Source organism: Hydrogenophaga sp. FG152, from assembly GCF_057809615.1.
In genome coordinates this window covers 221,918-248,591 of record NZ_JBMDKH010000001.1, presented here as the reverse complement: position 1 = coordinate 248,591, position 26,674 = coordinate 221,918, and the positions used below count along the sequence as shown (strand labels likewise).

29 protein-coding genes and 1 pseudogene are annotated in these 26,674 nt (G+C 68.2%); 23 read left to right on the top strand and 7 right to left on the bottom strand.

Annotated features, from left to right (window positions below; translation table 11 throughout):
- Positions 1-184: 184 nt before the first annotated feature.
- The 5 genes from ACODTB_RS01240 to ACODTB_RS01220 form a co-directional block, all read right to left on the bottom strand.
- Entirely contained in the window at positions 185-1,801 is a 1,617-nt protein-coding gene (locus tag ACODTB_RS01240) for a DHA2 family efflux MFS transporter permease subunit (protein ID WP_291120456.1), read from the bottom strand.
- A 16-nt stretch (positions 1,802-1,817) separates the two neighbouring features.
- Positions 1,818-3,125: an EmrA/EmrK family multidrug efflux transporter periplasmic adaptor subunit gene (locus ACODTB_RS01235; RefSeq protein WP_488929051.1), complete on the bottom strand. Its 1,308-nt coding sequence runs from the start codon at positions 3,123-3,125 to the stop codon at positions 1,818-1,820.
- Positions 3,126-3,168: 43 nt separating this feature from the next.
- The gene (locus tag ACODTB_RS01230) at positions 3,169-4,626 is read right to left on the bottom strand and encodes an efflux transporter outer membrane subunit (protein WP_291120452.1); all 1,458 of its coding nucleotides are present in this window, start codon (positions 4,624-4,626) and stop codon (positions 3,169-3,171) included.
- A 59-nt stretch (positions 4,627-4,685) separates the two neighbouring features.
- Entirely contained in the window at positions 4,686-5,168 is a 483-nt protein-coding gene (locus ACODTB_RS01225) for a MarR family winged helix-turn-helix transcriptional regulator (protein WP_291120450.1), read from the bottom strand.
- Positions 5,169-5,316: 148 nt separating this feature from the next.
- On the bottom strand, positions 5,317-5,487 hold the full coding sequence (locus ACODTB_RS01220; protein ID WP_171020127.1) for a hypothetical protein: 171 nt from the start codon (positions 5,485-5,487) through the stop codon (positions 5,317-5,319).
- A gap of 224 nt (positions 5,488-5,711) precedes the next feature.
- Between ACODTB_RS01220 and ACODTB_RS01215 the strand changes: the two genes are divergently transcribed.
- From ACODTB_RS01215 to ACODTB_RS01130, 18 genes are all read left to right on the top strand, one after another.
- Positions 5,712-6,548, top strand: a complete 837-nt coding sequence (locus tag ACODTB_RS01215) for an ABC transporter ATP-binding protein (protein WP_382320679.1) — start codon at positions 5,712-5,714, stop codon at positions 6,546-6,548.
- A gap of 52 nt (positions 6,549-6,600) precedes the next feature.
- On the top strand, positions 6,601-7,596 hold the full coding sequence (locus ACODTB_RS01210) for an ABC transporter substrate-binding protein (RefSeq protein ID WP_488929082.1): 996 nt from the start codon (positions 6,601-6,603) through the stop codon (positions 7,594-7,596).
- A gap of 45 nt (positions 7,597-7,641) precedes the next feature.
- Positions 7,642-8,427, top strand: coding sequence for an ABC transporter permease (locus tag ACODTB_RS01205; protein WP_488929050.1), 786 nt, complete (start codon positions 7,642-7,644; stop codon positions 8,425-8,427).
- A gap of 158 nt (positions 8,428-8,585) precedes the next feature.
- Positions 8,586-9,338 (top strand): SDR family oxidoreductase, encoded by a 753-nt coding sequence (locus ACODTB_RS01200; protein ID WP_291121822.1) that lies wholly within the window; start codon positions 8,586-8,588, stop codon positions 9,336-9,338.
- Positions 9,339-9,460: 122 nt separating this feature from the next.
- Complete coding sequence (locus tag ACODTB_RS01195; protein ID WP_291121834.1) at positions 9,461-9,958, top strand: cupin domain-containing protein; 498 nt, start codon at positions 9,461-9,463, stop codon at positions 9,956-9,958.
- A gap of 102 nt (positions 9,959-10,060) precedes the next feature.
- The gene (locus tag ACODTB_RS01190; protein WP_291121823.1) at positions 10,061-10,885 is read left to right on the top strand and encodes an alpha/beta fold hydrolase; all 825 of its coding nucleotides are present in this window, start codon (positions 10,061-10,063) and stop codon (positions 10,883-10,885) included.
- A gap of 14 nt (positions 10,886-10,899) precedes the next feature.
- On the top strand, positions 10,900-11,727 hold the full coding sequence (locus ACODTB_RS01185) for an IclR family transcriptional regulator (protein ID WP_291121824.1): 828 nt from the start codon (positions 10,900-10,902) through the stop codon (positions 11,725-11,727).
- A complete protein-coding gene (locus ACODTB_RS01180; protein ID WP_488929049.1) occupies positions 11,724-13,400 on the top strand; it encodes a thiamine pyrophosphate-binding protein in 1,677 nt (558 codons plus the stop codon). Before ACODTB_RS01185 ends, ACODTB_RS01180 begins: the two co-directional genes overlap by 4 nt.
- On the top strand, positions 13,397-14,191 hold the full coding sequence (locus ACODTB_RS01175; protein WP_291121826.1) for an aspartate dehydrogenase: 795 nt from the start codon (positions 13,397-13,399) through the stop codon (positions 14,189-14,191). Before ACODTB_RS01180 ends, ACODTB_RS01175 begins: the two co-directional genes overlap by 4 nt.
- Positions 14,188-15,660: an aldehyde dehydrogenase gene (locus ACODTB_RS01170; RefSeq protein WP_291121827.1), complete on the top strand. Its 1,473-nt coding sequence runs from the start codon at positions 14,188-14,190 to the stop codon at positions 15,658-15,660. Before ACODTB_RS01175 ends, ACODTB_RS01170 begins: the two co-directional genes overlap by 4 nt.
- A 34-nt stretch (positions 15,661-15,694) precedes the next feature.
- The gene (locus tag ACODTB_RS01165; protein WP_291121835.1) at positions 15,695-16,678 is read left to right on the top strand and encodes a Bug family tripartite tricarboxylate transporter substrate binding protein; all 984 of its coding nucleotides are present in this window, start codon (positions 15,695-15,697) and stop codon (positions 16,676-16,678) included.
- 102 nt (positions 16,679-16,780) lie between these two features.
- Complete coding sequence (locus ACODTB_RS01160; protein ID WP_291121828.1) at positions 16,781-17,767, top strand: Bug family tripartite tricarboxylate transporter substrate binding protein; 987 nt, start codon at positions 16,781-16,783, stop codon at positions 17,765-17,767.
- Between the two features lie 5 nt (positions 17,768-17,772).
- Positions 17,773-18,093, top strand: coding sequence for a hypothetical protein (locus tag ACODTB_RS01155; RefSeq protein ID WP_291121829.1), 321 nt, complete (start codon positions 17,773-17,775; stop codon positions 18,091-18,093).
- Complete coding sequence (locus ACODTB_RS01150; protein WP_291121830.1) at positions 18,093-18,539, top strand: RidA family protein; 447 nt, start codon at positions 18,093-18,095, stop codon at positions 18,537-18,539. Before ACODTB_RS01155 ends, ACODTB_RS01150 begins: the two co-directional genes overlap by 1 nt.
- Positions 18,540-18,545: 6 nt before the next feature.
- Positions 18,546-19,325, top strand: a complete 780-nt coding sequence (locus tag ACODTB_RS01145) for an SDR family oxidoreductase (RefSeq protein ID WP_291121831.1) — start codon at positions 18,546-18,548, stop codon at positions 19,323-19,325.
- A gap of 43 nt (positions 19,326-19,368) precedes the next feature.
- On the top strand, positions 19,369-20,355 hold the full coding sequence (locus ACODTB_RS01140) for a Bug family tripartite tricarboxylate transporter substrate binding protein (RefSeq protein ID WP_291121832.1): 987 nt from the start codon (positions 19,369-19,371) through the stop codon (positions 20,353-20,355).
- Between the two features lie 14 nt (positions 20,356-20,369).
- Positions 20,370-20,738: a RidA family protein gene (locus ACODTB_RS01135; RefSeq protein ID WP_291121833.1), complete on the top strand. Its 369-nt coding sequence runs from the start codon at positions 20,370-20,372 to the stop codon at positions 20,736-20,738.
- 84 nt (positions 20,739-20,822) lie between these two features.
- Positions 20,823-22,043 (top strand): MFS transporter, encoded by a 1,221-nt coding sequence (locus ACODTB_RS01130; protein ID WP_291114120.1) that lies wholly within the window; start codon positions 20,823-20,825, stop codon positions 22,041-22,043.
- Positions 22,044-22,062: 19 nt separating this feature from the next.
- On the opposite strand, the gene ACODTB_RS01125 is transcribed toward ACODTB_RS01130, so the two are convergent.
- Positions 22,063-22,521 (bottom strand): NYN domain-containing protein, encoded by a 459-nt coding sequence (locus tag ACODTB_RS01125; RefSeq protein WP_291114122.1) that lies wholly within the window; start codon positions 22,519-22,521, stop codon positions 22,063-22,065.
- A 422-nt stretch (positions 22,522-22,943) separates the two neighbouring features.
- Here ACODTB_RS01125 and ACODTB_RS01120 point away from each other — a divergent pair, with 422 nt between their 5' ends.
- From ACODTB_RS01120 to ACODTB_RS01110, 3 genes and pseudogenes are all read left to right on the top strand, one after another.
- Positions 22,944-23,453: a DUF1993 domain-containing protein gene (locus ACODTB_RS01120; RefSeq protein ID WP_291114125.1), complete on the top strand. Its 510-nt coding sequence runs from the start codon at positions 22,944-22,946 to the stop codon at positions 23,451-23,453.
- A gap of 215 nt (positions 23,454-23,668) precedes the next feature.
- Positions 23,669-23,920, top strand: a pseudogene (locus tag ACODTB_RS01115) (transposase); the annotation flags it as partial.
- Positions 23,921-23,937: 17 nt separating this feature from the next.
- Positions 23,938-24,189: a hypothetical protein gene (locus ACODTB_RS01110; protein ID WP_488929048.1), complete on the top strand. Its 252-nt coding sequence runs from the start codon at positions 23,938-23,940 to the stop codon at positions 24,187-24,189.
- A gap of 430 nt (positions 24,190-24,619) precedes the next feature.
- On the opposite strand, the gene ACODTB_RS01105 is transcribed toward ACODTB_RS01110, so the two are convergent.
- A complete protein-coding gene (locus tag ACODTB_RS01105) occupies positions 24,620-24,988 on the bottom strand; it encodes a DUF1428 domain-containing protein (RefSeq protein WP_291114136.1) in 369 nt (122 codons plus the stop codon).
- 233 nt (positions 24,989-25,221) lie between these two features.
- Between ACODTB_RS01105 and ACODTB_RS01100 the strand changes: the two genes are divergently transcribed.
- Both ACODTB_RS01100 and ACODTB_RS01095 read left to right on the top strand, forming a co-directional pair.
- Positions 25,222-26,031 carry a phosphatase PAP2 family protein gene (locus ACODTB_RS01100; protein ID WP_291114138.1) on the top strand — a complete coding sequence of 270 codons (810 nt, stop codon included), beginning with the start codon at positions 25,222-25,224 and terminating at the stop codon, positions 26,029-26,031.
- A gap of 27 nt (positions 26,032-26,058) precedes the next feature.
- Positions 26,059-26,553 (top strand): DUF1579 domain-containing protein, encoded by a 495-nt coding sequence (locus tag ACODTB_RS01095; RefSeq protein ID WP_291114141.1) that lies wholly within the window; start codon positions 26,059-26,061, stop codon positions 26,551-26,553.
- Positions 26,554-26,674 lie beyond the last annotated feature (121 nt).

The following is a 26,674-nucleotide window of genomic DNA, read 5'->3' as shown; positions in this document are numbered from 1 at the left end:
CGAAGCGCCCTACCCCACAGCACCGACAACGAAGTGCCTCATCCAAGGGCACCGACAACGAGGTGCCTCCTCCAAGGGCACCGAGGGTCCGGCTCCGCCGGCCCGAGGTGCCGTCCCCCCTCCAAGCGCCGAAGGCGCGCCAGAGAGGGGGGAAGCCGCGCAGCGGCGCAGGGGGGGGCCTCTTCTAGTGCGCCCCGCCCGCGTCCACCGCCGCGCCGAGCACCGGCTTGGAGAACCAGATCACCGCCACCAGCACGAAGAACAGCGCTGCCGAGAGGTAGAACAGGTCGGTCACCGCCAGTGTGAAGGCCTGCTGGTTGATCATGCGGTCGATGTTCGCCAGCGCCTGTTCGCGGCTCAAGCCGCTGCCCATGAGCTGGTCCAGCGTGGCCATGGCGGTGGCGTTGCCGGTGTGGATGGACTCCACCAGTTGTGAGTGGTGCAGCGAGGCCCGGCTTTCCCACAGCGTGGTGAACAGCGAGGTGCCCACCGCGCCGGCCGTGATGCGCACGAAGTTGGACAAACCGGCGGCCGACGGCGTCTGCTGCGGCTGCAGGCCCGAGAACACGATGGCCTGCAGCGGAATGAAGAAGAACGCCATGGCCGCCCCCTGCAACAGCGTGGGGATCAGGATGGTCATGAAGTCGGCCTGGGTGTTGAAGTTCGAACGCATCCACAGCACCGCGCCAAAGCCGAGGAAGGCCACGGTGGCGAGCTTGCGCGGGTCGATGCGGCTCACGTTCTTGCCCACCCAGGGCGAGAGCACGATGGCCAGCAGGCCCACCGGCGCCGTCGCCAGGCCGGCCCAGGTGGCCGTGTAGCCCATGTGCTGCTGCAGCCACAGCGGCAGCAGCACCACGTTGCCGAAGAACAGGCCGTAGGCGATGGACAGCGCGAGCGTGCCGGTGACGAAGTTGCGCCGCGCGAACAGGCGGATCTCCACGATGGGGTGCTTGTCGGTCAGCTCCCAGGCCAGGAAGAACAGGAAGCTCACCACCGCCACCACGGCCAGCGCGATGATCTCGCCCGACTCGAACCAGTCCAGCTCCTTGCCCATGTCGATCATGATCTGCATCGCGCCGACGAACAGCACCAGCAGCACCAGGCCGATCACGTCCAGCGGCACGCGGCGCGGGCCGGGGTCGCGGCTGCGGTAGATGGACCAGGTGAGCGCGGCGGCCACCAGGCCCACCGGGATGTTGATGTAGAAGATCCACGGCCACGAGATGTTGTCGGTGATCCAGCCACCCAGCAGCGGCCCGGCCACGGGCGCGACCAGCACGGTCATGGCCCACATGGCCATGGCGGTGCCCGCCTTGGCGCGCGGGTAGCTCGCCAGCAGCAGCGTCTGCGACAGCGGGATCATCGGGCCGGCCACCAGGCCCTGCAGCACGCGGAACGCGATCAGCAGGCCGATGTTGGGCGCCAGGCCGCACAGCCAGGAGGCGACCACGAACAGCAGCACGCTCATGGTGAACAGGCGCACCTGCCCGAAGCGCTGCGTGAGCCAGCCGGTGAGCGGCACCGAGATGGCGTTGGCCACCGCGAACGAGGTGATGACCCAGGTGCCCTGCGCCGGGCTCACGCCCATGTCGCCCGCGATCGCGGGAATGGACACGTTGGCGATCGAGGTGTCGAGCACGTTCATGAACGTGGCCAGCGACAGGGCGAGCGTGCCCAGCACCAGCTGCGCGCCCTTGAGGGGCTCGAACACCGGTGGCGAGGCGCTCGGCGCGCGCGCCGGCGGTGGGGCCTCGGCGGGCAAGGCCCCCGAGGCGGGAAGAGCGTGGCTGTCGGCCATGGCGGTCAGCGCCGGTTCAGCGGGCCAGGGCCACCGAGCCCGTGCTCACCGGGGCGGCCGGCAGGGCCGGCACCGAAGGCTTGGCCGAGGGCGCCCGCGTGGCGGCCGCCGTGCGCGACCCACCACCACCGTGCTGGCCGATGATCTGTTGCACGCGCGTGTCGGCTTCGCGGTTGTCCTGTTCGAACACGGCGGTCTGCACCGCCTGCGGCGCGGCGGCCGCATCGGCCAGCATGCGGCCGTCGGTCTTGCTCACGTCCACGCGGGCTTCCATCGACAGGCCCAGGCGCAGCGGGTGGTCCACCAGTTCCCTGGCGTCCAGGCGCACGCGCACCGGCACGCGCTGCACCACCTTGATCCAGTTGCCGGTGGCGTTCTGCGCCGGCAGGAGCGCGAAGGCCGCGCCGGTGCCCGCGCCCAGGCCTTCGATGGTGCCGTGGTATTTCACGTTCTTGCCGTACACGTCAGCGCTGAGCTCCACCGGCTGGCCCAGCCGCAGGTTCTTGAGCTGGCTTTCCTTGAAGTTGGCGTCCACCCAGACCTGGTCGAGCGCGATCACCGACAGCAGCGGCGAACCGGCCGGCACGCGCTGGCCCAGCTGCACGTTGCGGCGCGCCACGTAGCCGGCCACCGGCGCCTGCAGCTCGACGCGCTTGAGCGCCACATAGGCCTCGCGCACGCGGGCCGAAGCGCGCAGCACGCTGGGGTGCTGGTCCACCGCGATGCCTTCGGTCAGCGTCTGGTTCGAGGCCAGCTGTTCCTTCGCGGCGAGCACGGCCGCGCGGGCCGCCTCGGTGGCGCTGCGCGCGGCGGCGAGCTGCGCCGTCGCGTGCTTGAACTCTTCCTGGCCGACGGCGCCGGACGCCACCAGCGGCTGGCGCCGCGCCACGTCGTCCTGCAGGCGCTGCAGGTCGGCCTGCGCGCGCGCCAGGTCGGCTTCGCGCAGGGCGATCTGGGCGCCCTGGGTGCGGTTGTTGGCGTACAGCGTGCGCACCTCGCGCACGGTCTGCGCCAGCTGGGCCTCGGCCTGTTCGAGCGCGATCTTCGCGTCCGTCGGGTCCAGGCGCACCAGCCACTGGCCGGCCTGCACGTGGTCGTTGTCGTTGGCGCTGATCGCCACCACGGTGCCCGCCACCTGCGGCGTGATCTGCACCACGTTGCCCTGCACGTAGGCGTTGTCGGTGGTCTCAAAGTGGTTGAGCACCAGGGCCCAGTAGGCGGCATAGCCCAGGCCGGCGGCGAGCACGACCGCGCTCACGGCGGTCAGGGCTTTCTTGCGGGCGGGGTTGCCTTGCGGTGCGGTGGTGTCGGAAGGGGTCGTCATGAGGGGCTCCGTTGGTCGGTGAGCAAGATGAGAAAAAAGGAAGTCAGTGCGAGGCCGGGGCGTCGGTCTCGAAGCCGCCGCCCAGGGCGCGCACCAGCGCCACCTGGGTGGACAGGGCGCGCGCCTGCAGCTCCACGGTCTGGCGCCGCTGGCTGAACAGCGAGGTCTCGGCGCTGAGCACCGTGAGGTAGCCGCTCAGGCCCGCCCGGTAGCGCTGGGTGGCGATGTCGTAGGCCGCCTCGGCGGCGCTGCGCGCCTGCGCCTGCTGCTCGCGCTGGCGCTCCAGCGACTGGCGGGCGTTGAGCTGGTCGGCGGTCTCGCGCACGGCTTCGAGCACCGCGCCGTTGTAGCTTTCCACCGCGGCGTCGAGGTCGGCGGTGCGGGTGCGCAGCTGCGCGCGCAGGCGGCCGGCGTCGAAGATCGGCAGGTGGATCGCAGGGCCGATGCCGTAGTGCTGGCTGCCCGAGTCCACCAGGCGGTCCAGCCCGATGCTGGACAGGCCCACGAAGGCGGTGAGGCTCACGTTGGGATAGAACTGCGCCTTGGACACGTCCACGCCCTTGGTGGCCGCCTCCATGCGCCAGCGCGCGGCGGTGATGTCGGGGCGGCGACCCAGCAGGTCGGCCGGCAGCACCTCGGGCAACGCCAGGGTGCGCAGGGCCTGCAGGTCGGGTTTCAACTGGTCGTAGCTGGACGGCGGCAGGGCCGCGAGCGCGGCCAGGGCGTGGCGCGTGGCCACGATCTGTTCGTCCAGCTGCTCGATCTGCACGCGCGCGTCGGGCAGCGCACCCTCGCCCTGCTTGAGCTCCACGCGCGTGTCCAGCCCGGCGTCCACGCGCTGGCGGATCAGGCCCAGCATCTGCTCGCGCTGGGTCAACGCCTGCTGCGCCACCTCGCGCTGCGCGAGCAGGCGGCCGAGCTGCACATAGGTCTGCGCCACGTTGCTGGCCAGCACGTTGCGCGCGGCCTGCAGGTCGGCGGCGGCGGCGCGCTCGCTGCCCACGGCGGCTTCGATCGCGGAGCGGTGCAGGCCGAAGAAGTCGAACTCCCAGCTGCCGGCGATCTGCGCGTTCGCCAGCGTGCGCGTGGAGCCGCCCAGCGGCGCCGGGTAGATGCTGTTGGCGCTGAAGTGCTGGCGCGTGGCGTCGGCACTGCCGTTGATCTTCAGGCCGTCGTTGGCCTCTTCGCCGGCCGTGGCGGCCTGGGCGCGCCGCAGGCGGGCCTCGGCCACCCTCAGCGAAGGCTGGGCCTGCAGGGCTTGGTCGATCACCTGGGTCAGGGACGCATCGCCCCAGCCGCGCCACCAGTCGGCGGGCACCGGTTCGGCGGTGGCCGCGCCGCTGCCGGCAGGCTGCGCCAGGCCAACAGCCTGCGGTTCCAGCACCGTGGATTGCGATTGAATGCCCGCGCTGCTGGCGCAGGCCGCGAGCACGGCGGCCAGGGCCAGGGTGCTCAGGGTGGCCACCGTGCGGCGTGCGGGGAATATTTGATAGGGCTTCATTTGCTTAGGCAAGTAATGGGATCAACAAGTCGATGAGGCGGGCGTTCACAAGCGATCCGTCAACCGGAGTCCTTCAGCGCCTCGCCCGTCTCGACCATGCGGCGCAGGTAACCCAGCAGCGCCTGCCACTCGGTCTTGCTGAAACCGGCCAGGTGCTGGTTCATCACATCGGCCAGCACCTCGGGCACGTGTTCCATCGCGGCTTTGCCCTCGGGCGTGAGTTCCACCACCACCACGCGGCGGTCTTCGGTGGAGCGCACACGCGTGCACAAGCCCTTCTTCTCCAGGCGGTCGAGCAGTCGCGTCATGGCACCGGCGTCGATCTGCGACCAGCGCGCGAGCTCGGCCACGGTGGCCGTGCCCTGCATGCGCAGCTTCATCAGCGGACCCCACTGCGCGGTGGTGAGGTCGTGCAGGCACAGGCGCTTGTCGGCCTGGTAGACGATGGACATCATCACGCGCTTCATGAGGTACCCCACGCTCTGGTCGGGCGTGAAGTTGTGTCCGTCGTAGAAGGCGGGGGTCGGTTTGGTGCGAGGCATGCCGCGAATATACATGCCTAGGCAATATTTGTCTTGGCTTCAAAAAAGCCCGCGAGCGCGAGAGGGCCAAAAAGCCGCGCCGAAAAAACAAAAAGGCCCGCGATGCGGGCCTTCCGGCGGGTGCCTGGCCGGGTAGGCCAGGGGGCGATCAGCCGCCCTTCTTCGAGCGCTTGCCCGGGTTCTTCTTGCTGCGCGTGGCCACGCCGCGCTCCAGGCTCACGCGCTGGCCACGGCCGGGCGTGGTCAGGGTGACGCCAGCGACGGGCTTCGGACGGGGAGTGGCTTTGCGGTCGGCTTCGGTGACGATTTTGTTGCCCATGGCTGGTTCCTGAGAGAGATTGCAAAAGCCGCTATTAGGCCATAGACGGCGGCCCCTCTCCCAGGCGCGCCGTCCCACGGGTTCAAGGCCGTCCGGCCCACCACGCCAATACCCCGCGGCGTTAGTAGGTTTTTGCAGACAAAGCGGGGCAACGGCCCTAGCATTGATTCCGTAATGAATCAATGTTTCATATACAAAACACTCTAACCCACCCGCAGGTCCCCATGAACGACGCACTTCACGGCTCCCGCGCAACCGCCCCGACCAGCGGCGGTTTGCATCCCGCGATCGAATTCATCGGGGTGGACAAGCGCTTTCCCGCGCGGGGCAAGAACCCGGAAGTGATCGCCGCGCGCAACGTGACGCTGTCCATCCAGCCGGGCGAGGTGGTGTCCCTGATCGGCCCTTCGGGCTGCGGCAAGAGCACGCTGCTCAACATGGGCTCGGGCCTGGCCAAGGCCTCGGCCGGCACGGTCAAGGTCAACGGAGAAGTGGTCACCGGCCCCAACAAGCACGTCGCCTTCATGTTGCAGAAGGACCTGCTCATGCCCTGGCGCACGATTTCGCAGAACGTCGAGTTCGGCCTGGAGTTGCGCGGCGTGCGCGCCGCCGACCGCGCCGCCATCTCCGAGAAGCTGCTGGCCCAGTGCCACCTCAAGGGCTTCGGCAACAGCTACCCGCACCAGCTCTCCGGCGGCATGCGCCAGCGCGCCGCCATGGCGCGCACGCTCGCGGTCGATCCGATCGTGCTGCTGATGGACGAGCCCTTCTCCGCCCTTGACGCACAGACCAAGATGATCCTGCAGCAGGACCTGGCGCGCACCGTGGCCGAGCACAAGAAGACCGTGCTCTTCATCACCCACGACCTGGCCGAAGCCGTCGCGCTGTCCGACCGCATCCTGGTCATGAGCGAGCGCCCCGGCACCATCGTCGAAGAGATCGTGGTCGACATCCCCGGCCGCGACAACCCGATGGCGCGCCGCAAGCACCCCGCCGTGGGCGACTACGTCTCGCGCCTGATGGACCTGCTCAAGCTCGACGCGCAGACCGACGTGCACTGACCCTTCACGAATCCCGCCTCCCATCCACCGTCCCCCTGGAGTTGCCATGAAGATGACCCGCGCTTTCAACGGAACCCGCCGTGCCTGCCTGAGCCTGCTTGCCACCGCGGCGCTGGTCGCGCCCCTGGCGGCCCATGCCCAGTTGCAGGAGATCACCTACCTGCTGCCCGCGCCGGGCACGCTGCCGGCCTTCGGCCCCTGGATGCTGGCCCAGGCCAAGGGCTACTACGAGCAGGAAGGCCTCAAGGTCAACTTCGTCACCGCGCGCGGCGGCGTGGACGTGGCCAAGCAGATCGGTGCCGGCAACGCCGTCATCGGCGGCGCCATCGGCGACACCCCCATCATCGCCCGCGCCCAGGGCATCCCCGTCAAGGCCGTGGCCGTGCTCGGCGCCGGTTCGCTCACCCAGCTCGTGAGCCACAAGGACGAGAAGATCGAGAGCCCGCGCGAACTCAAGGGCAAGACCGTCACCGTCCTGGCCTACACCGACACCACCTACTACGCCCTGCTGGGCATGCTCAGCAAGGTCGGCCTGACCAAGAACGACGTCAACATCCAGGCCGCCGGCCCCGCGGGCGTGTGGCAGCAGTTCGCCGCCAAGAAGGCCTCGGCCATGGCCGGCGTGCCCGACTGGACGGTGAGCGCGATGGAGGCCGGTGCGCAGGTCGACATCCTGCCCGCCGACATCTACTTCAAGAGCATGGCCCAGGCCATCCTCGCCTCCGACGAGACCATCGCCAAGAACCCGCAGCTGATCCAGAAGCTGGTGCGCGCCACGCTCAAGGGCATGAAGGACATCATGGCCGACCCCAAGGCCGCCACCACCGCTTACGTGGCGCACGTGCCGGTGCACAAGGGCAAGGAAGCCAGCATCCAGAAGGCCTTCGAACTCTTCAACAAGTACGTCTACGCCGCGCAGAAGGTGCCCGGCACGATGGACGAGGCCCGCCTGGCCGAGCTGCAGAAGTTCTACGTCACCAACGGTGTGGTGCCCAAGGAGACCCCGGTCAAGGAGCTCTACACCAACCAGTTCGTGACGGCCAAGTGAGTCGCGCCGCCCTTCCCTTCCCTTCCCGCATCTGAGAGTCGCGACATGAAAGACGTACTGCAGCGCTACAGCACAGCGCTCTGGAGCCTGCTGGTCCTGGTGGTGTTCATGGCGGTCTGGGAATACGTTCCCGGCCTGCTGGGCGTGCCGGAATTCGTGCTGCCGCCCTTCTCCCGCGTGTGGGAGGAAGCGGTTCGCATCTGGGGCACCGAACGCCTGCTCTGGCACGCCGGCATCACCGGCCTGGAAGTCGTCATCGGCTTCATCCTGGGTTCGCTGCTGGGCGCGCTGATCGGCTACGCCCTGGGCCTCTCGCCCAAGGTGGAAGCCGTGCTCTCACCCTACCTGCTGGCGCTGCAGATCGCGCCCAAGGTGGCGTTCGCCCCCCTGTTCGTGATGTGGCTGGGCTACACCATGTACCCCAAGATCCTGGTGGCCGTGCTGATCGTGTTCTTCCCGGTGCTCATCAACGTGCTCTCGGCCATGCGCACCATGGACCACGACCTCATCAACCTCGCGCGCTCCTTCTCCGCCACCCGGCTGCAGGTGTTCCGCATGGTCGAGTTCCCCACTACGCTGCCGCCCCTGTTCTCGGGCCTGCGCATCGCCAGCACGCTGGCGGTGATCGGTGTGGTGGTCGGCGAACTCGTGGGCGGCAACATGGGCCTGGGCTACATGCTGGTGTTCTTCGAAGGCCAGGGCAACACCGCTGGTGTGTTCGTGGTCATCGGCGCGCTCACCGTGATCGGCATCGTCGCCTACTACGCCGTGGTGATCGCCGAGAAACGCGTGCTCCATTACCTCCCCAGCGCCGAGCGGCGCGTGGCCTGACATGAACACCCCCCTGCGCCGCTGCGCGGCTTCCCTCCTCTCTGGCGCGCCTTCGGCGCTGGGAGGGGGGACGGCATCTCGGGCCGGCGGAGCCGGACCCTGGATGCCCCTGGTCGCGTTGCCGCGTGCGCAGCGCAGCAAAAACTGAGACGAAGACCATGCACAACGAAATCCAGCTCACCGGCCGCCGCGTGCTCGTCACGGGCGCTGCCCGCGGCCTCGGCGCGAGCTTCGCCCAGTCGCTGGTGCAGGCCGGCGCGCGCGTCGTCATCAGCGACGTGCTGCACGAGGCCGGGCAACAGCTCGCGAAAGACCTCGGCCCGAACGCGCACTACGTGCCGCTGGACCTGCTCGACGCGGCCAGCGTGCGCGCCGGTGTGGACGCCGCCGCGCAATGGCTGGGCGGCCTCGACGGCCTGATCAACAACGCGGCCATCACCAACTCCGGCGGCAAGGGCATGGGCGAACTCAGCCCCGAGACCTGGGACCTGGTGATGGACGTGAACGTGCGCGGCACCTGGCTCGTCACCGCCGCCGCGCGCCCCCACCTGGCCGCCGCCGGTGGTGGCCGCGTGGTCAACATCGCCTCCGACACCGCGCTCTGGGGCGCGCCCCGCCTGCTGGCCTACGTGGCAAGCAAGGGCGCGGTGATCGCCATGACCCGCTCGCTGGCGCGCGAGATGGGCGAGGACGGCACCACCGTCAACGCCATCGCGCCCGGCCTCACGCTGGTCGAAGCCACCGCCTACGTGCCGCAGGAGCGGCACGAGCACTACCTCAAGGGCCGCGCCATCCAGCGGCCGCAGATCCCCGAAGACGTCAACGCCGCCGCCCTGTTCCTGCTGACACAGGCCAGCGGCTTCATTACCGGTCAGCTGCTGCCCGTCAACGGCGGCTTCACGATGAACTGAAAAGGAGAAAACGAATGAGCACAGCCACCATCACCAAACCCGCAGCGGCCAACGCGCCGGTGTTCAACGAACGCGGCCTGATGGACCCCAACATCCCGCCCGAGGCCGAGACGCAGCGCGTGATGATGCGCCAGGAAGGCCAGAGCTTCGCGCAGTGGATGGAAACCCGCGTGGCACGCAAGAGCACGCGCAGCTACGACTGGGACGCGCTGAAGTTCCAGGCCGACTACGACCCCAAGTACCGCCGCGCGCAGATGCGCTACGTGGGCACTGGCGGCACCGGCGTGAACAAGGACACCAACACCGTGCCCGCCGCGCACTTCACCTTCTCCACCATGGTGATCCCGGCCGGCAACATCGGCCCCTCGCACATCCACTACGACGTGGAAGAAATCTTCTTCGTCATGCGCGGCGCCATGAAGGTGGTCTGCGAGAAGGACGGCGAGCGCTGGGAAACCATCGTCGGCGAGCGCGACCTGATCTCGGTGCCGCCCGGCGTGTACCGCGAAGAGCACAACGTCGGTGACGAGGACGCGCTGATGTGCGTGATGCTGGGTTCGCCCAAGCCCATCACCCCGACCTACCCGCCCGATTCTCCCCTCGCAAAAATCAAACGGTGACTCCCCCCGCGCCGCTGCGCGTCACCCCCCCAGGGGGCAACACCAGCGGCCCGGCAAAGCCGGTTCCACGGTGTTTCTGGATCAACTTCCCTTCACGCTGACATGACGCCTCTTCAAGCCCTGGCCGCCCACCCGCTGCGCAGCATTGCGCTGGCGGATGGCGCGCGGCTGTCCTACCGCGAGGCGGGATCGGCCAAGGACGTGACGCACGCGCTGCTGCACGGCATCGGCTCGGCCTCGGGCAGCTGGGTGCGCCAGCTCGAGGCCGCGGCGGGCAAGCCCGTGCGCGTGCTGGCCTGGGATGCGCCGGGCTACGGCACCAGCGATCCGGTGAAGGCCGACTGGCCGCGCGCCGACGACTACGCCGAGCGCCTCTGGGCCTGGCTCGATGCGCTGGGCGTGCAGACGCCCATCACGCTCGTGGGCCACTCCCTGGGCGCGCTCATGGCCGGCCGGGCCGCCTTGCTGGCGCCTTCGCGCGTGCAGCGCCTGGTGCTGCTCTCGCCCGCCGGCGGGTATGGCAACGCCGAGGCGGCCGTGCGCGAGCAGAAACTGCGCGACCGCCTGGCCACGCTGGAGCGCCTGGGCCCGCAAGGCATGGCGCAGGCGCGCGGCGCGGCCATGCTCTCGCCCGGCGCGGCGCCCGAGCTGGTCGAGGCCGTGCGCGAAAGCATGTCGCAGGTGATTCCCGCCGGCTACACACAGGCCGCGCGCCTGCTCGCCCACGGCACCCTGGCGACCGACCTGAAGCAGCTGCGCCTGCCGATGGTGGTGGCCAGTGGCGCCGCCGACGGCATCACCACCCCCGCCTCCTGCCAGGCCGTGGCCCAGGCCGCCGGCGTGGCATGGAATGATCTCGGTTCTGCGGGCCACGCGTGCCCGCTGGAAGCCCCCGGCGCGGTCAACGCCCTGCTGGGTCTCAACTGAACAAGGAGAAGACCATGGCCACCGAGAAAAACGACGACCGCTACACCGTGCCCGCGCTCATGCGCGGCCTGCAGCTGCTGATGCTGTTCAACCGCGACGAGCGCGAACTCACCGGTGCCGAAATCTCGCGCCGGCTCGAGCTGCCGCGCGCCTCGGTGTTCCGCATGCTGCAGACGCTGGAGCAAGGCGGCTTCGTCGAGCGCGTGGGCGATGGCGCCTACTACAAGCTCGGCCTGTCCGTGCTGCGCCTGGGCTTCGAGTTCCTGGCCTCCATGGAACTCACCGAGCACGGCCGCCCCATCATCGAGGCGCTGCGCGACCAGTGCGGCTACTCGGCCCATGTGGTGGTGCGCGACGCGCGCGAGGTGGTCTTCATCGCCAAGGTGGCCGGGCGCAGCGCCCTGTTCCATTCCATCCAGGTCGGCGCGCGCCTGCCGGCCCACGCCACCGTGCTGGGCCGCCTGCTGCTCAGCGACCTCGACCTGCAAGCCCTGCGCCAGCTCTACCCCGAACCCGAGCTGCCGAAGTACACCCCCCGCACACCGGCCACGGTCGAGCAGCTCAAGCAGCTGATCGACCAGGACCGAGCCAACGGCTACGGCGTGAGCCAGGGCGGATTCGAATCCGGCATCTCGACCATCGCCGCACCGGTCTTCAACGACCGGGGCGAGGTCTCGGCGGCCATCAGCATCACCGTGCCGGCGCAGCAGGTGCAGCCCGGCGAACTCGAAGTTCTCGTCAACCAGGTGCGCGAGGCCGCGGCCCAGCTCACCGAACGCATCAGCCACCTGCCCAACCGCGGTGGCTGGCAAACCAAACCGACCGAAAAGAAAGTCGCATGAGCCCTTCTCACCAACGCATCACCGTGGGGGAACTCGCCGCCCGCTTCCTGGAGCAGTGCGGCGTGCGCGCCGCCTTCGGCGTGATCTCCATCCACAACATGCCCATCCTCGACGCGTTCCACACGCGCCAGAAGATCCGTTTCGTCTCGGCGCGCGGCGAGGCAGGTGCGTGCAACATGGCCGACGCCTATGCCCGCGTGAGCGGCACGCTGGGCGTGTGCGTCACCAGCACCGGCACCGGCTGCGGCAACGCGGCGGGCGCGATGGTCGAGGCCATCACCGCCGGCACGCCGCTGCTGCACCTCACCGGCCAGATCGAGTCCCCCTTCCTGGACCGTGACCTCGGCTACATCCACGAGCACCCGGCCCAGCTGGCCATGCTCAAGGCCGTGGGCAAGGACGCCTTCCGCATCCGCAACCCCGAGACCGCCCTGGCCACGCTGCGCGAGGCCGTGCGCCTGGCGCAGACCCCGCCCTGCGGCCCCGTGAGCATCGAGATCCCGATCGACGTGCAGAAGATGAAGCTGGACCTGCCGGCCGATCTCTCGCCCCTGGCCGTGCCGCCGGTGCAGCCCAACCTGGCCGCCGTGGACCTGCTGGCCGAGCGCCTGCTCAGCGCCAGGCGCCCCCTGCTGTGGCTGGGTGGTGGCGCGCGCGGCGCCAGCGCCGCCGCGATGCGGCTGGTGAACATGGGCTGGGCCGTGGTGTCCTCCGTGCAGGGCCGCGGCATCGTGCCCGAAGACCACCCCGCCACGCTGGGCTCCTACAACCTGCAGAAGCCCGCCGAAGAGTTCTACGAAACCGTGGACGCGTTCCTCTCGGTCGGCACGCGCCTGCGCAGCAACGAGACGCTGAACTACAAGCTCAAGCTGCCGGCCACGCGCTACCGCATCGACGCCAACCCCCTCACCGACGGCCGAGGCTACAGCAGCGAACTGTTCGTGCACGGCGACGCCGAGATCACGCTCAACGCACTGGCCGACCGGCTTGAAGGCCGCATGCAGATCGACCCGCAGCTGGCGACCGATGTGAAGCGCACGCGCGCCGAAGCCGCTTCGCTGGTGGACGGCACGCTGGGCCAGTACGCCAAGCTCAAGAACGCGCTGGCCGAGGTGGTCGGCAAGAAACTCTGGTGGGTGCGCGACATCACGCTCTCCAACAGCATGTGGGGCAACCGCGCCCCGGTGCTGGACCACCCGCGCGCCGGCGTGCACGCCCTGGGCGGCGGCATCGGCCAGGGCCTGGCCATGGGCGTGGGCGCGGCCGTGGCCGATGCCGAACACGCGCTGGGCCGCCGCACCATCTCGCTCTGCGGCGACGGCGGTTTCATGCTCAACGTGGGCGAGCTCGCCTGCGCCGCGCAGGAGAAGGCCAACGTGGTCTTCGTCGTCATGAACGACCAGCGCTACGGCGTCATCAAGAACATCCAGGACGACATCTACGGCAGCCGCCACGCCTACGTGGAACTGCACACGCCCGACTTCGCGCAGCTCTGCGCCAGCCTGCAGGTGCCGCACCACAAGCTGGCCGACCCGGCCGCCGCCAAGGACACGCTGCAGAAAGCCCTGGCCCACGCCAGCGGCCCGGTGGTGGTGGAAGTGGACATGAACGCCTGGGGCCCGTTTGCCGTGAAGTTCGCCGGCCCCCCGAAGAAGAAGGAAGAGACGACATGAGTTTTCAGCAGGTCACGCTGATCGGTTACGGCGCCATCGGCCGCACGCTGTTCGCGCGCATGGCCGGCCACCCCACGGTGCGCATCACGCACGTGGTGCTGTCCGAGAGCCACGTCGCCGAGGCGCAAGCCGCGCTCGGCACGGCCGCGACCGTGTGCACCGAGGTGCCGCCCGAGACCACCCTGCTGCTGGAATGCGCGGGCCACGCCGCCATCGGCAGCCACGTGCTGCCCGCGCTGGAGCGCGGCATCGAATGCGCCGTGCTGTCCATCGGCGCGCTGTCCGAAGACGGCCTGCCCGAGCAGCTGGCCGAGGCCGCGCAACGCGGCGGCACGCGGGTGCACCTGCTGGCCGGCGCCATCGGCGGCATCGACGCCATCGCCTCGGCCCGCCTGGCCGGCCTGGACAGCGTCACCTACACCGGCCGCAAGCCGCCCCAAGGCTGGCGCGGCACCCCCGCCGAACAGGTGGCGGACCTGGGCGCGATCACCGAGCCCACCGTCATCCTCGAAGCCACGGCGCGCGAAGCCGCCCACCTGTACCCGAAGAACGCCAACGTCGCCGCCACCGTCTCGCTCGCCGGCCTGGGGCTGGACGCGACCCGCGTGCGCCTGATCGCCGACCCGACCGTGACCGAGAACATCCACGAGATCGACGTGCGCGGCGCCTTCGGCGAGATGCGCATCACCATGCGCGGCAAGCCCCTGCCCGACAACCCCAAGACCTCGGCGCTGACGGTGCTCTCCGCCCTGCGCTTCCTGAACAACCGCACTTCGGCAGTGACGATATGACCGACAAACTTCAAAGCTACTTCGCAGGCCAATGGCGCGACGCCTCGGGCCCGGAATACACCACCGAATACCCGCACGACGGCAGCACCGTGGCCCGCCTGCACGCGGCCACCGCCGCCGATGTGGACGAGGCCGTGCAGGCCGCAGAACGCGCCCGCCTGCAGCCTTCCTGGGCCAGGCTCAAGCACCACGAACGCGCCGCCATCCTCTACCGCATCGCCAACGGCATCCGCGAGCGCGGCGAAGAACTCGCCCAGCTCCAGCGCCTGGACAACGGCAAGCCCATCAAGGAATGCCGCGCCCTGGTCGCCAGCGCCGCCGGCACCTTCCAGTTCTTCGGCGCCGCCGCCGAAACCTGGGAAGACACCATCACCCCCTCGCGCGGCGACTACCTCAGCATGAGCGTGAACGAACCGCTCGGTGTGGTCGGTGCCATCACGCCCTGGAACTCCCCCATCGCCAGCGAGGCCCAGAAGCTCGCCCCGGCCCTCGCCGCCGGCTGCGCCATGGTCTTCAAGCCGGCCGAGATCACCCCGCGCATGGCCCTGGAGCTGGCCAGGATCGCCGAGCAGGCCGGTGTGCCCGCCGGCATCATCAGCGTGCTGCCGGGCAAGGGCAGCATCGTGGGCGACGCGCTTGTGAAGCACCCGCTGATCAAGCGCATCGCCTTCACCGGCGGCACCACCGTGGGCATGGGTATCCAGCGCCTGGCGGCCGAGAAGCTCATGCCGACCTCGCTGGAGCTGGGCGGCAAGTCCCCCACCATCGTCATGCCCGACGCGGACCTGGACCACGCCGTGGCCGGCGTGCTCTACGGCATCTTCAGCTCCTCGGGCGAATCCTGCATCGCCGGCTCGCGCGCCTTCGTGCACGAGAGCGTCTACGACGAGTTCAAGGCCCGCCTGCTCGAAGGCGTGAAGAAGCTGCGCGTGGGCGACCCGTCCAGGGAAGAGACGCAGATGGGCCCGCTGGTGAACCTGGGCCACCGCGCCTCGGTGGAGAAGTACGTGCAGCTGGGCCGCGACGAAGGCGGCACGGTGCTGTGCGGCGGGGAACGCCCCACGGGCAGTTTCTACGACGGCGGCAGCTACTACCTGCCCACCATCTTCGAAGGCCTGCCCAACAGCGCGCGCATGTGCCAGGAAGAGATCTTCGGCCCGGTGCTGGCCTTGCTGCCGTGGAAGGACGAGGACGACCTGATCGCGCAGTGCAACGACAACATGTTCGGCCTGGCCTCGGGCATCTGGACGCGCGACTTCAAGAGCGCCTGGCGCATCGGGCGCGCGCTGCAGACCGGCACCGTGTGGATCAACACCTACAAGGTCTTCTCCATCAGCACGCCTTTCACCGGCGTGAAGATGAGCGGCTACGGCCAGGAGAAGGGCCGCCTGGGCATCCTCGAATACACCAGCCAGAAGAGCTTCTATTGGGGCCTGAACGAATCGCCCATGCCCTGGGCGACCAGCTGATTTTCTTTTTTCAACCTTGCAACCTTCTCTCGACATGACAAGCCGCCGCACCCTTCTCGCCCTCGCCTCGCTGTTCGCTCTCATGGGAACCGCGCAAGCCCAGACCGCGGCCGAAAAACAACTGGCGTCCGACAAGTTCACCCTGGTCGCGCCCTTCCCCGCCGGTGGCGCCATCGATGCGCTGGCCCGCCTGCTGGCCGACGGCCTGGCCAAGCGCTACAACCAGAGCGCCATCGTGGAAAACGCCCCCGGTGGCGCCGGCACCATTGGCATGGGCAAGATCAAGCGCGCCAAGGCCGACGGCCACAACCTGCTGGTGATCCCCGCTGGCAACCTCACCATCAACCCCACGCTGATGCCGAAGTTCCCCTTCGACGTGCAGAAGGACTTCGTGGCTGTCACCATGCTGGCCACCACGCCCAACGTGCTGGTGACCCACCCCAAGAGCGGCTTCAAGAACGTGGCCGACGTGATCAAGGCGGCCAAGGCCAAGCCCGGCACGCTGTTCTACGCCTCGACCGGCATCGGCAGCGGCCTGCACATCGCAGGTGAACTGTTCAAGGACCAGGCCGACATCGACATCCAGCACGTGGCCTACAAGGGCTCGACGCCCGCCATCAACGACCTGATGGCGGGCACCGTGCCCCTGATGTTCGGCAACCTGCCCACCATGCTGCCGCACCTGGAAAGCGGCCGCCTCGTGGCGCTGGGCCTGGCCGACCGCGCGCGCACCCCCAACGCGCCCGACATCCCCACCCTGGCCGAACAAGGCGTGCCCGGCGTGGTGGTGCCCTCGTGGTACGGCCTGCTCGCGCCCGCGGGCACGCCGGCCAACGTGGTCGATCAACTCGCGAAAGACATGGTCGAGATCCTGGCGCAGCCGCATGTGCGCGACACGCTCAAGGCCCAGGGCATGACCGAGTGGACGATGAAACCCGCCGCCTTCGATGCGCACATCCGCACCGAGACGGCCAACTGGGCCAAGGTGATCAAGGCACGCAACATCACGATGGACTGACAGGGCGTCGCGCACGCGTGCTTTGCACGCATCTTGCGTGAGCCGCAGGCGCCCGGCACCGGGCGCACCATCCTGTTTCTTTGAACCGTTGAGAGTTTTTCCATGACACATCGCCGCACCCTCCTCGCCCTCACCTCGCTGCTCGCCCTGCTGGGCACCACCGCCCACGCACAGACCGCCGCCGAGAAGCAGCTGGCGTCCGACAAATTCACGCTCGTGGCCCCGTTCCCTGCGGGCGGCCCCATCGACGTGCTCGCCCGCATCCTGGCCGACGGCCTGGGCAAGCGCTACAACCAGGTGGCCGTGGTCGACAACGCACCCGGCGCGGCCGGCAACATCGGCATGGAGCGCGTCAAGCGCGGCAAGCCCGACGGCCACACCCTGCTGGTGATTCCGGCCGGCAACCTCACCATCAACCCCACGCTGATGCCGAAGTTCCCCTTCGACATCCAGAAGGACTTCGTGCCCGTGGCCATGCTGGCGAAAACGCCCAACGTGATCGTCACCAACACGAAGACCGGCATCAAGACCGTGGCCGACCTGATCGCGCAGGCCAAGGCCAAGCCCGACACCCTGTCGTACGCCTCGCCCGGCGTGGGCAGCGGCCTGCACCTCGCGGGCGAGCTGTTCAAGTCGCAGGCCAACGTGGACATCCTGCACATCGCCTACAAGGGCACGCCCCCGGCCATCAACGACGTGCTCGGCGGCGTGGTGCCGCTGACTTTCAGCAACCTGCCCACGGTGCTGCCGCACATCCGCAGCGGCAAGCTGGTGGCCATCGCCCTGACCGACAGCGCGCGCACCCCCACGGCGCCTGAAATCCCGACGCTGGCCGAAGAAGGCGTTCCGGGCGTGGTGGTGCCCTCCTGGTACGGCCTGCTCGCGCCCGCCGGCACGCCCGCCGACGTGGTGGCACAGCTGGCCAAGGACGCGGCCGAGATCCTGGGCCAGCCCGCCGTGCAGGAACAGCTCAAGGGCCAGGGCCTGACCTCCTGGGACATCCGCACCGCCGCCTTCGACAAGCACATTCGCGACGAGACCGCGCGCTGGGGCAAGGTCATCAAGGAACGCAACATCACCGTGGAGTGAGCGCCATGAGCGAAGGCAATGTGCTCATCACCATCGTGCTGAAACACCACGCCGGCCTCACGCTGGACGACGTGCAGGCCAAGCTCAAGGCCAGCGAATGGTGGGAGCGCTTCCCGGTGGAAGGCACGCGCGTGGTGTCGTGGACCGTGGCCATGGGCCTGGGCCAGATCGTCACGCTCGAAGTGCCGCCGCACCTGCTGGGCCGGGTCAACCTCGAACTGGAGCGCTCCGCCTGGGGCGTCTTCCAGACCGAGTGCTACCCCACCTACGACTTCGTGCCGGTGCGCGAACGCATCATCGAACGCGTGCGCGCCGGAGGCCAGTGATGGCGACTATCGCCGAAAAAATCCGCTGCACCCAGGTGCCCGACCTGCCCACCGCGAGCTGGACCAACGGCTACCGCATCGGGCAGGAGGTGGTGGTCTCGGGCATGACCGGCCACCCCGCCACGCGCCAGGCCGCCGAGCGCGGTGAACCGCTGGGCGCCTACGAGCAGACCATCGTGGTGCTCAGGAAGCTCGAAGCCCTGGTGGTCGCCGCGGGCGGCCACCGGCACAACCTCATCAAGACCGTGGTCTACCTGACCGACATTGCCGACAAGGACGAGGTCGGTCGCGCGCGGCGCGATTTTTTTGGCGAGCACACGCCGTGCTCCACACTGGTGGCCGTGAAGGCCCTCGTGTTCCCGGAACTGCGCGTCGAGATCGACGCCTGGGCCCGGCTCGACGTGGACCTTCGCGAAGCCCAACCCCTCCTCTCTACTGAAAGCTGAACCACCATGGACCTGGGCATTGCCGGCAAGAAAGCACTCGTGTGCGGCGCGAGTTCGGGGCTGGGCTACGCCTGCGCCGAGGCGCTGGTGAAAGACGGCGTGCACGTGGTGATCGCCGCACGCACCGAAGGCCCGCTGCGCGAAGCCGCCGAACGCCTGGCCGCGCATGGCACGGGCCAGGTGAGCTACGTCGCCGCCGACGTGACCACCGACGAAGGCCGTGCGCGCATCTTCGCCGCGCACCCCGATTTCGACATCCTCGTCACCAACGCGGGCGGCCCACCGCCGGGCGACTTCCGCACCTGGGACAAGGAAACCTGGCACAAGGCCATCGACGCCAACATGCTCGCGCCGATCGAACTCATCAAGGCCACCGTGGACGGCATGATGGCCCGGGGATGGGGCCGCATCATCAACCTCACCTCCAGCGCCGTGAAATCGCCACTGGACGGCCTGGGCCTGTCCACCGGCGCGCGCAGCGGCCTCACCGGCTTCGTCTCGGGCCTGGCGCGCACCACCGTGGCGCGCGGCGTGACCATCAACAACCTGCTGCCCGGCACCTTCGACACCGCGCGCCTGGAAAGCAACTTCGCCGCCCAGGCCAGGCGCGAAGGCAAGACCGTGGACGAGGTGCGCACCGCGCGCCTGGCCAAACACCCGGCCCACCGCATCGGCCAGCCCAGCGAACTCGGCCACACCTGTGCCTACCTGTGCAGCGTGCACGCGGGCTACATCAACGGCCAGAACATCCTGCTCGACGGCGGATCGTTCACCGGCGTGTTCTGACCCCAAAAAAACTGCCAGCCCACCACCCCAGGAGACAACGAAGATGACCACCCGCCGCCCCCTGCTGCTCACCGCGCTCGCCGCTGCCGCCGCCCTCGCCCTGCCCGTGGGCAGCGCGCTGGCGCAGACCTACCCCAGCAAGCTCATCACCATCGTCGTGTCCTTCCCGCCCGGTGGCGACACCGACGCGCTCGCGCGGACCTTCGCCGAGAAGCTGCAGGCCCGCGTGGGCCAGCCCGTGGTGGTGGAAAACAAGACCGGTGCCAGCGGCACCATCGGCAACTCGTTCGTGGCCAAGGCCGCGCCCGATGGCCACACGCTGCTCTTCACGCCCAACACCTTCGCCACCGCCCCGCTGGTGCTCAAGCCCGGCACCGGTGCCACCTACAACCCGCTCACCGACTTCACGCCCATCCTGCTGGCCGGCACGCAACAGCTGTTCCTCATCACCCACGCCGGCTCGGGCCTGAACACCGTGAAAGACGTGGTGGCCGCCGCCAAGAGCGGCAAGCTCACCAACTACGCCAGCCCCGGCAGCGGCTCGCCCATGCACATCCTGGGCGAGATGTTCAACCGCTCGGCCGGCGTGAAACTGACCCACGTACCCTACCGGGGCGTCGCGCCCGCCATCGTCGACCTCGTGGCCGGCCACATCCCCATGATGTACACCACGCTCGGCCCGGTGGCGCAGTACATCAGCCAGGGCAAGCTGGTCGCCGTGGCCGTGGCCGACCCGCAGCGCTCGCCGCTCGCGCCCAACGTGCCCACGCTGGCCGAGGCCGGCGTGAAAGACGCCGAAGTCGGCGCCTGGCAAGGCTTCATGGGCCCCAAGGGCATGCCCGCCGACGTGGTGCGCACGCTCAATGGCCACCTGAATGAAATTTTGAAAATGCCCGACGTGATCGCGCGCATGAACACCATGGCGCTGATTCCGGCCGGTGGCGAGCCGGCGGCGCTGGCCAAGATCAACCAGTACCACAACGAGCGCTACGGCAAGGTGATCCGGGAAACCGGCATCATGGCCGACTGAGCACCGCCGTCACGATGAAGGAAATCATCGACGTCGGCCTGCCGCCGTTCAAGCAGCCGTTCTCGTGGATGGTGCGCGCCGGCGGCGTGCTCTACACCGCCCACGGGCCGGTGCGCGAAGACGGCAGCGTGAACACCACCGGCACCATTGAAGAGCAGGCCCGCCTGACCTTCAGCAACCTGCAGCGCGCGGTGGAGCGCGCGGGCAAGACCATGGACGACGTGGCGCAGGTGCTGATCTACATGACCGACGTGGCCGACATGCCGGCCATCGACGCTGTGTACCGCGAGTTCTTCCGCGCGCCCTGGCCCAACCGCTCCAGCGCGGGCGTCGCGCTGGTGGTGCCGGGCATGAAGATCGAGATCGTGGCCTACGTGGCCTGAGGGGCACTGCGCCGGCCTTCAGCGGGCCGAACAGCGGAGGGAGACAATGCGAGCCCCCGCTGTCTCCACGCCCCGCCGCCGCGCATGCCACCTCCTCCCGCCCCGCCCGGCGCCGCCGCTTCGGCCGAGTTCTCCTTCCGGCGGACCGCCGTGCCGGTCTACGGCCCGTCTCTGCTCTTCGGGCTGGGCGAAGGCGCCATCCTCCCCATCATCCCGCTCGTGGCGCGAGAGCTGGGGGCCTCCGTGCCGATGGCCGCGCTGGTCTTCGCGCTGATGGGCCTGGGCTCGCTGCTCAACAACATCCCCGCGTCGCTCATCACCATGCGCTGGGGCGAACGCTGGGCCATCGTCGCGGCCGGCCTCTGGAGCGCCCTGGGCATGGCGCTGTGCGTGTGGACCTCGCACCTGGCGCTGTTCGCCACGGGCTGCCTCATGGTGGGCATGTCCAAAGCCGTCTACAACCTGGCACGCCAGAGCTACATGGCCGAAGCCGTGCCGATCGCCTACCGCGCGCGAGCGCTCTCGACACTGGGCGGCGTGAGCCGCATCGGCATGTTCATCGGCCCCTTCCTCGGCGCGGCGGCCGTGCACGTGTGGGGCCTGGCCGGCGCCTTCGGCGTCGGCATCATCGGGGTGGCGGCGGCCGCCGCCCTCGGCGCGCGCGTCCCGGACCTGGAGACACCCCACCTGCCGGCCGGCCAGACGCCGCCCGCGGCCACCACCATCGCCTCCACGCTCAGGGACCACCGCCACGTCTTCCTCACGCTCGGCATCGGCGTGGTGCTCGTCAGCGCCGTGCGGGCCTCGCGCCAGGTGGTCATTCCCCTGTGGGCGGACCACCTTGCACTGGCACCGGCCGTGGCATCGCTCATCTACGGCCTGGCCGGCGGCATCGACATGCTGGTGTTCTACCCCGCCGGCAAGGTGATGGACCACAAGGGCCGGCGCTGGGTCGCCGTGCCCTCCATGGTCATCATGGGCACGGCACTGCTGCTGATGCCGTTCACCTCGGGCTTCACCACGTTGCTGCTGGCCTCGCTGGCCATCGGCTTCGGCAACGGCATCGGCTCCGGCATGATCATGACCCTGGGTGCGGACCATTCGCCACGGCATGGCCGCGCGCACTTCCTGGGTGTGTGGCGCCTGATGTCCGACATCGGCTCCTCGTGCGGACCGGTGCTGCTGTCGTTCCTGGCGGGCAGCCTGTCGCTGGCCACCGGCATCGCCGCCACCGGGCTCATCGCCTTCGCGGCGGCGGGTTCGCTGGCCTATTGGATTCCCCGCACACACGCCGCTGGACGGTGACGGCGACAGCCCCACCGCCTCACCCGCCCGTTGCCGCGATCGACTCGGTGTAGATGAAGCTGCTGCAGGCGGCCACGAAAGCCCGTGGCGTCTGCCGTGCGCCGAAGCCATACACGCGCACCCCCTCGCGCCGCACGCCGAAAGCCAAGGGTGCGAAGTCGCTGTCCGACGACACGAGGCACACCGCATCGAACTGCCCCGTGTTCACCAGCGACATCGCTTCCACGCTGAGCATGATGTCGGCCGCGTTCTTGCCCTTGGCATACGGAAAGAGCTGCACCGCCTCGATCGCGTTGTGGAGCAGCACGCTCTTGAAGCGGCTCATCTGCGGGCGCGACCAATCCGCATACGCGCGCTTGACGATGAGCGCGCCGTAACAGGCGGCGCGCAGCAGGATGGAACGGATCAGCGTGTGGGAGATGTTCTCCGCGTCGATCAACACGGCGAGCTTCTGTTGCTTGTGCTGCAGCTTGGGCATGGGGGCCGACCTTCCCTGTTCGTTGAGGAACAGCCGCCGCCACATCGTGAAGTGGCGGCGGCCCGAACGGGCTGAGAACCAGGGACCCCTTGCGAAGAACCGGCAAGCCTCGCGGCTTCCCATCCAGGCCGCCATAAAAGCAGACGTGAATGATGAAGGCCGCTGTCCTAGCGGTATACAGCGGCCTATCAAGCCGCAAAGGGTCCTCGGGTTCTCAGGCCCGGCTCACCTTTTTCGTGAGCGGGAGAGACTTTACACCAATACGCCAAAAGTATTCACATGGTGCGCAAGAAAAATCTGCAGCAAGCACCCCTCTCGTTGACAGGTGCGGGTTGGCCCTGTGCTGTTAGCCTTGCTGCCTCGGCAAGGCCTCTGCCATGCCAGCCTCGGCAATCGTGCCCCAACTTAAAAGTGAATTCCCCATGACCAGCCCGCTGTACAACGCCTCCGTCCCCGTCATTCAGCAGATGCTGCGCGCCCTGTCCGATGTGCTCAAGAAGGCCGAAGACCACGCGACGCAAAAGAATATTGATCCCAACGCGCTGCTGCAAGCGCGGCTGTTCCCCGACATGTTTCCGCTGATTCGTCAGGTACAGATCGCCGCTGACTTCTCCAAGGGCATAACGTCCCGCCTGGCGGGTGCCGAGGTGCCGTCCTGGCCCGACACGGAGGCCAGCTTCGCGGACCTGCAAGCCTTGATCGCCAAGGCCTTGGCCCACATCGGCTCCTTCAAGCCCGAGCAATTTGATGGCAGCGAAGGTCGCGAAATCGTGTTGCGCCCCGGCACCCCCAAGGAAAAGAAGCTGGCTGGCAGCGCCTATCTTCTGCACTACGGCCTGCCGCAGTTCTTCTTCCACGTCACCACCGCCTATGCCATCTTGCGCCACAACGGTGTTGAGATTGGTAAGCGCGACTACATGGGTGCCTATTGATGCAAGGCGCCTGAGTGCAGCGGGGCGCCAGGCGCGCCTTGCCGCACTTCACTGACGGCTGCAACAGCCAGTCGGTGAAATCACATTTTTGACCTCTGTGGGCGTTCGGCGATGTTTTGGAGAGGCGGCTATGCAGCGAGGCTGTGTGAAAACCCTCTCCCTGCGCGAGGCCGAGCTCGGTAGAGTTCACAGACATATTGAACACGGGGGTCAATATGTCGAGATACATTGAAGGTCAGGACAGGCAGCAAGTCACGTTGCTGCCGGAGTGCCTGGACGACTTCATTGCAGAAGACAACACCGTTCGGATCGTGGACGTCTTCATCGATGAGTTGGACCTGGTCGGTTTGGGTTTCGATGGCGCAACGCCAGCCTCAACTGGCCGGCCTTCGTATCACCCTTCGGTGCTGTTGAAGCTTTATCTCTACGGCTACCTCAACCGTACAAGCTTAAGAACGGCACGACGCTGGAACAGCAGATCGACATGGCCGCGGACGATGGCGTGATCACTGCTGCGCGTAGGCGCAGGGCACATGAGGAAATTCGAGTCCTTGGCAACGACGTTCTTCATGATGAATGGCAAGAAATCGCCATTGAGGATGTGGAAGCGGCACGTCACTATGCGCAACGGGTGCTTGAGGACTTTTACGACGACCGTCAATCCGTGTTGAAGCTGTTGCGGGAAGCGGGGCGAGTTCCAGATGAAGACAAGCAACCACCGGCAGCTGCGACCTAACAAGTCGGTCGACTCGGACACGCTGCTGCAAGGCGCCGCGGGACGTACGCTCACCTGCACGTCTCGCGGCGCCTTGCAGCAGCGTGCCGGTCACCTCCAACGTTGAGCGTCCGCTTTTACTCGCAAGCACCGACAGCTTCTGGCCGATTGCGGCAGTCTAGCCTCGGTGCTGCTGCCTGCAGGCCGCAGGTCTTCACGGCCAACGGCTGGATGACTGCTATGTGTTGCAGATCTCACGTTCGAGACATTCGGTCAGCCGGCAGCTCCCTGTCTTTAGCAGTCAAAAGCGACGACCAAACATTACCCGCCTCGGAAGTCGCGCATTCACCAACCCAGACCAGCCAGCTGGATAGCAGGCAGGCAGGCAGCGACGAGACCTTCCACTGCCAGGCGCGCGCTGCGCAACATCCAGGCGCAGCGCAACGCCCACTCAAGCCTTCACTTCAACCACCTGTTCAAACCCGCCAAAGATCATGCGTTTGCCGTCGAAGGGCATGGGCGGGTTGCCGGGGGCGGACGGGTCCATGCGCGGGTCTTCCATCATCTTCTTCATGCCCGCGTCGCGGGTGGCCTTGTCCGGCCATTCGACCCACGAAAACGCCACCGTCTCCTCGACCGTCGCCTGGACCGCACGGCGGAAGTCGGTGACCTTGCCGTCGGGCACGTCGTCGCCCCAGCCCTCGATCACACGAATGGCGCCCAGCTCGAGAAATATCGGGTCGAGCTTTCGCGCGTGCTCAATGAACTTCTGCTTGTTGGCGGTGGGAACGGCGATCACGAAACCATCGATGTAAGACATATCGGACTCCTGTGGGGTTGACCTGCAAGGTGCCCCCTGTGGGCACCCTGTAGTTGCTCGACGAACGACAGCAGGAGAAATCGACATGACCATCCATCCTGCGTTAGAAGAACATGGTGGGCAATGCCGGTTCGCGAGGCTGTAGGACAGCCGCGCTTTTGGCGGGCAGGCCTCGCATGCAAAAATCGTGAGCAGCCGTGACGATCCGGTCCGGAGAGCAACCCCAAGCGCCCATGGACAACGACCTCCTCCAAGCCCTCGCCTGGGCCGAATGGCTCGGCCGCCACGCGGTCCCGGTGCTCGCCGCCGCGCTGGTGCTGGTGCTCATCGCCGTCGCCGCCCTCGTCATCGCCTTCAGGCGCTACAGCCCCTACGCCGCCTGGGACCGCTGGCCACGCCCTTTGCTGCTGGGCGTGTGCCTGGCGCTCGGTGCGAGCGTGCTGGTCGCCACGGCGTCCCTGTTCGCCGAGATGCTGGAGGTGTTCGATGCGGACGAGGAGATTGGCCAGTTCGATGTGCGGCTCACCGAGACCCTGGCGCGCGAGCTGTCCCCAGCTGCCCTGCGCTTCTTCGGCCACCTGACGCACCTGGGCGACCCCTGGCCGTTGACGCTGCTGGTGATCGGCGTGGGGGTGCTGCTGCTCGTTCGTCGGCAGACCTCAACGGCCCTGGGCTGGGTGGTGGCCTGCGCGGGTGCGGGTTTGCTCAACCGGGTACTGAAGCACATCTTCGAGCGCGTGCGCCCCTTGCATGAGCACGGCTTCGCGCAGGCCGACGGCTACAGCTTTCCCAGCGGCCACACCTCGGGTTCGCTGGTGGTGTACGGCATGCTGGCCTATCTGTGCCTGCGGCTGCTGCCGCCGCGCTGGCACCTGCCCAGCGTGCTGCTGGCCTCGGCTTTGGCGTTCAGCATCGGCTGGAGCCGTGTGATCCTGCAGGTGCACTGGGCGAGCGATGTGGTGGCCGGGTTCGCCTTTGGTGTGGCGTGGTTGACGCTGTGCATCGCGGCGGTCGAGGTGACGCGGCGCCGTTCGCGCGTGTAGCCGGCTGGCATGGAAGGAGGAGACACCATGGGTCGCAAGGAATTCGACGCTTCGCTCGCTGGCGGCGTGCACGCCCAGCTGGCGCGCATGGCCGGGCAGTGGCAGGGGCGCTTTCGCCTCTGGTTCGAGGCGGGCGAGCCGGCCGAAGACTCGGTGCAGCGCGGCAGCATCCGTGTGCTGCTGGGTGGCCGGGTGCTGCTGCACGAGTACAGCGGCCATTGCGGCGGTGAGCCCATGGAAGGCGTGGCGCTGATCGCACACCACCTGGACGAGCGCCGCTACGAGTCGGCGTGGGCCGAGAGTTTCGGCACGGGCACGTCCATCATGTTCAGCACCAGCACGCCTGGCGACCCGCGCCTGTCGGTGCTGGGCAGCTACGCCGACGGCCAGGGCGGCCCGCGCTGGGGTTGGCGCACGGTGATCGATCAGCCGGACGACGACACGCTGGACCTGCGCATGTACAACATCTCGCCCACCGGCGAAGAGGCCTTGGCCGTCGAGGTGAACTACCGCCGCGTCTGACATGCACAGATGGGGTAAGAGCCGCGGCGAAACGGGCGCAACCGGTTGATGCTGAAGGAAATCTTGCCCAGAATCCAGCAGCGTCATCTGGCGCAGGGCCTGCGGGCCGATCCGCCAGGTT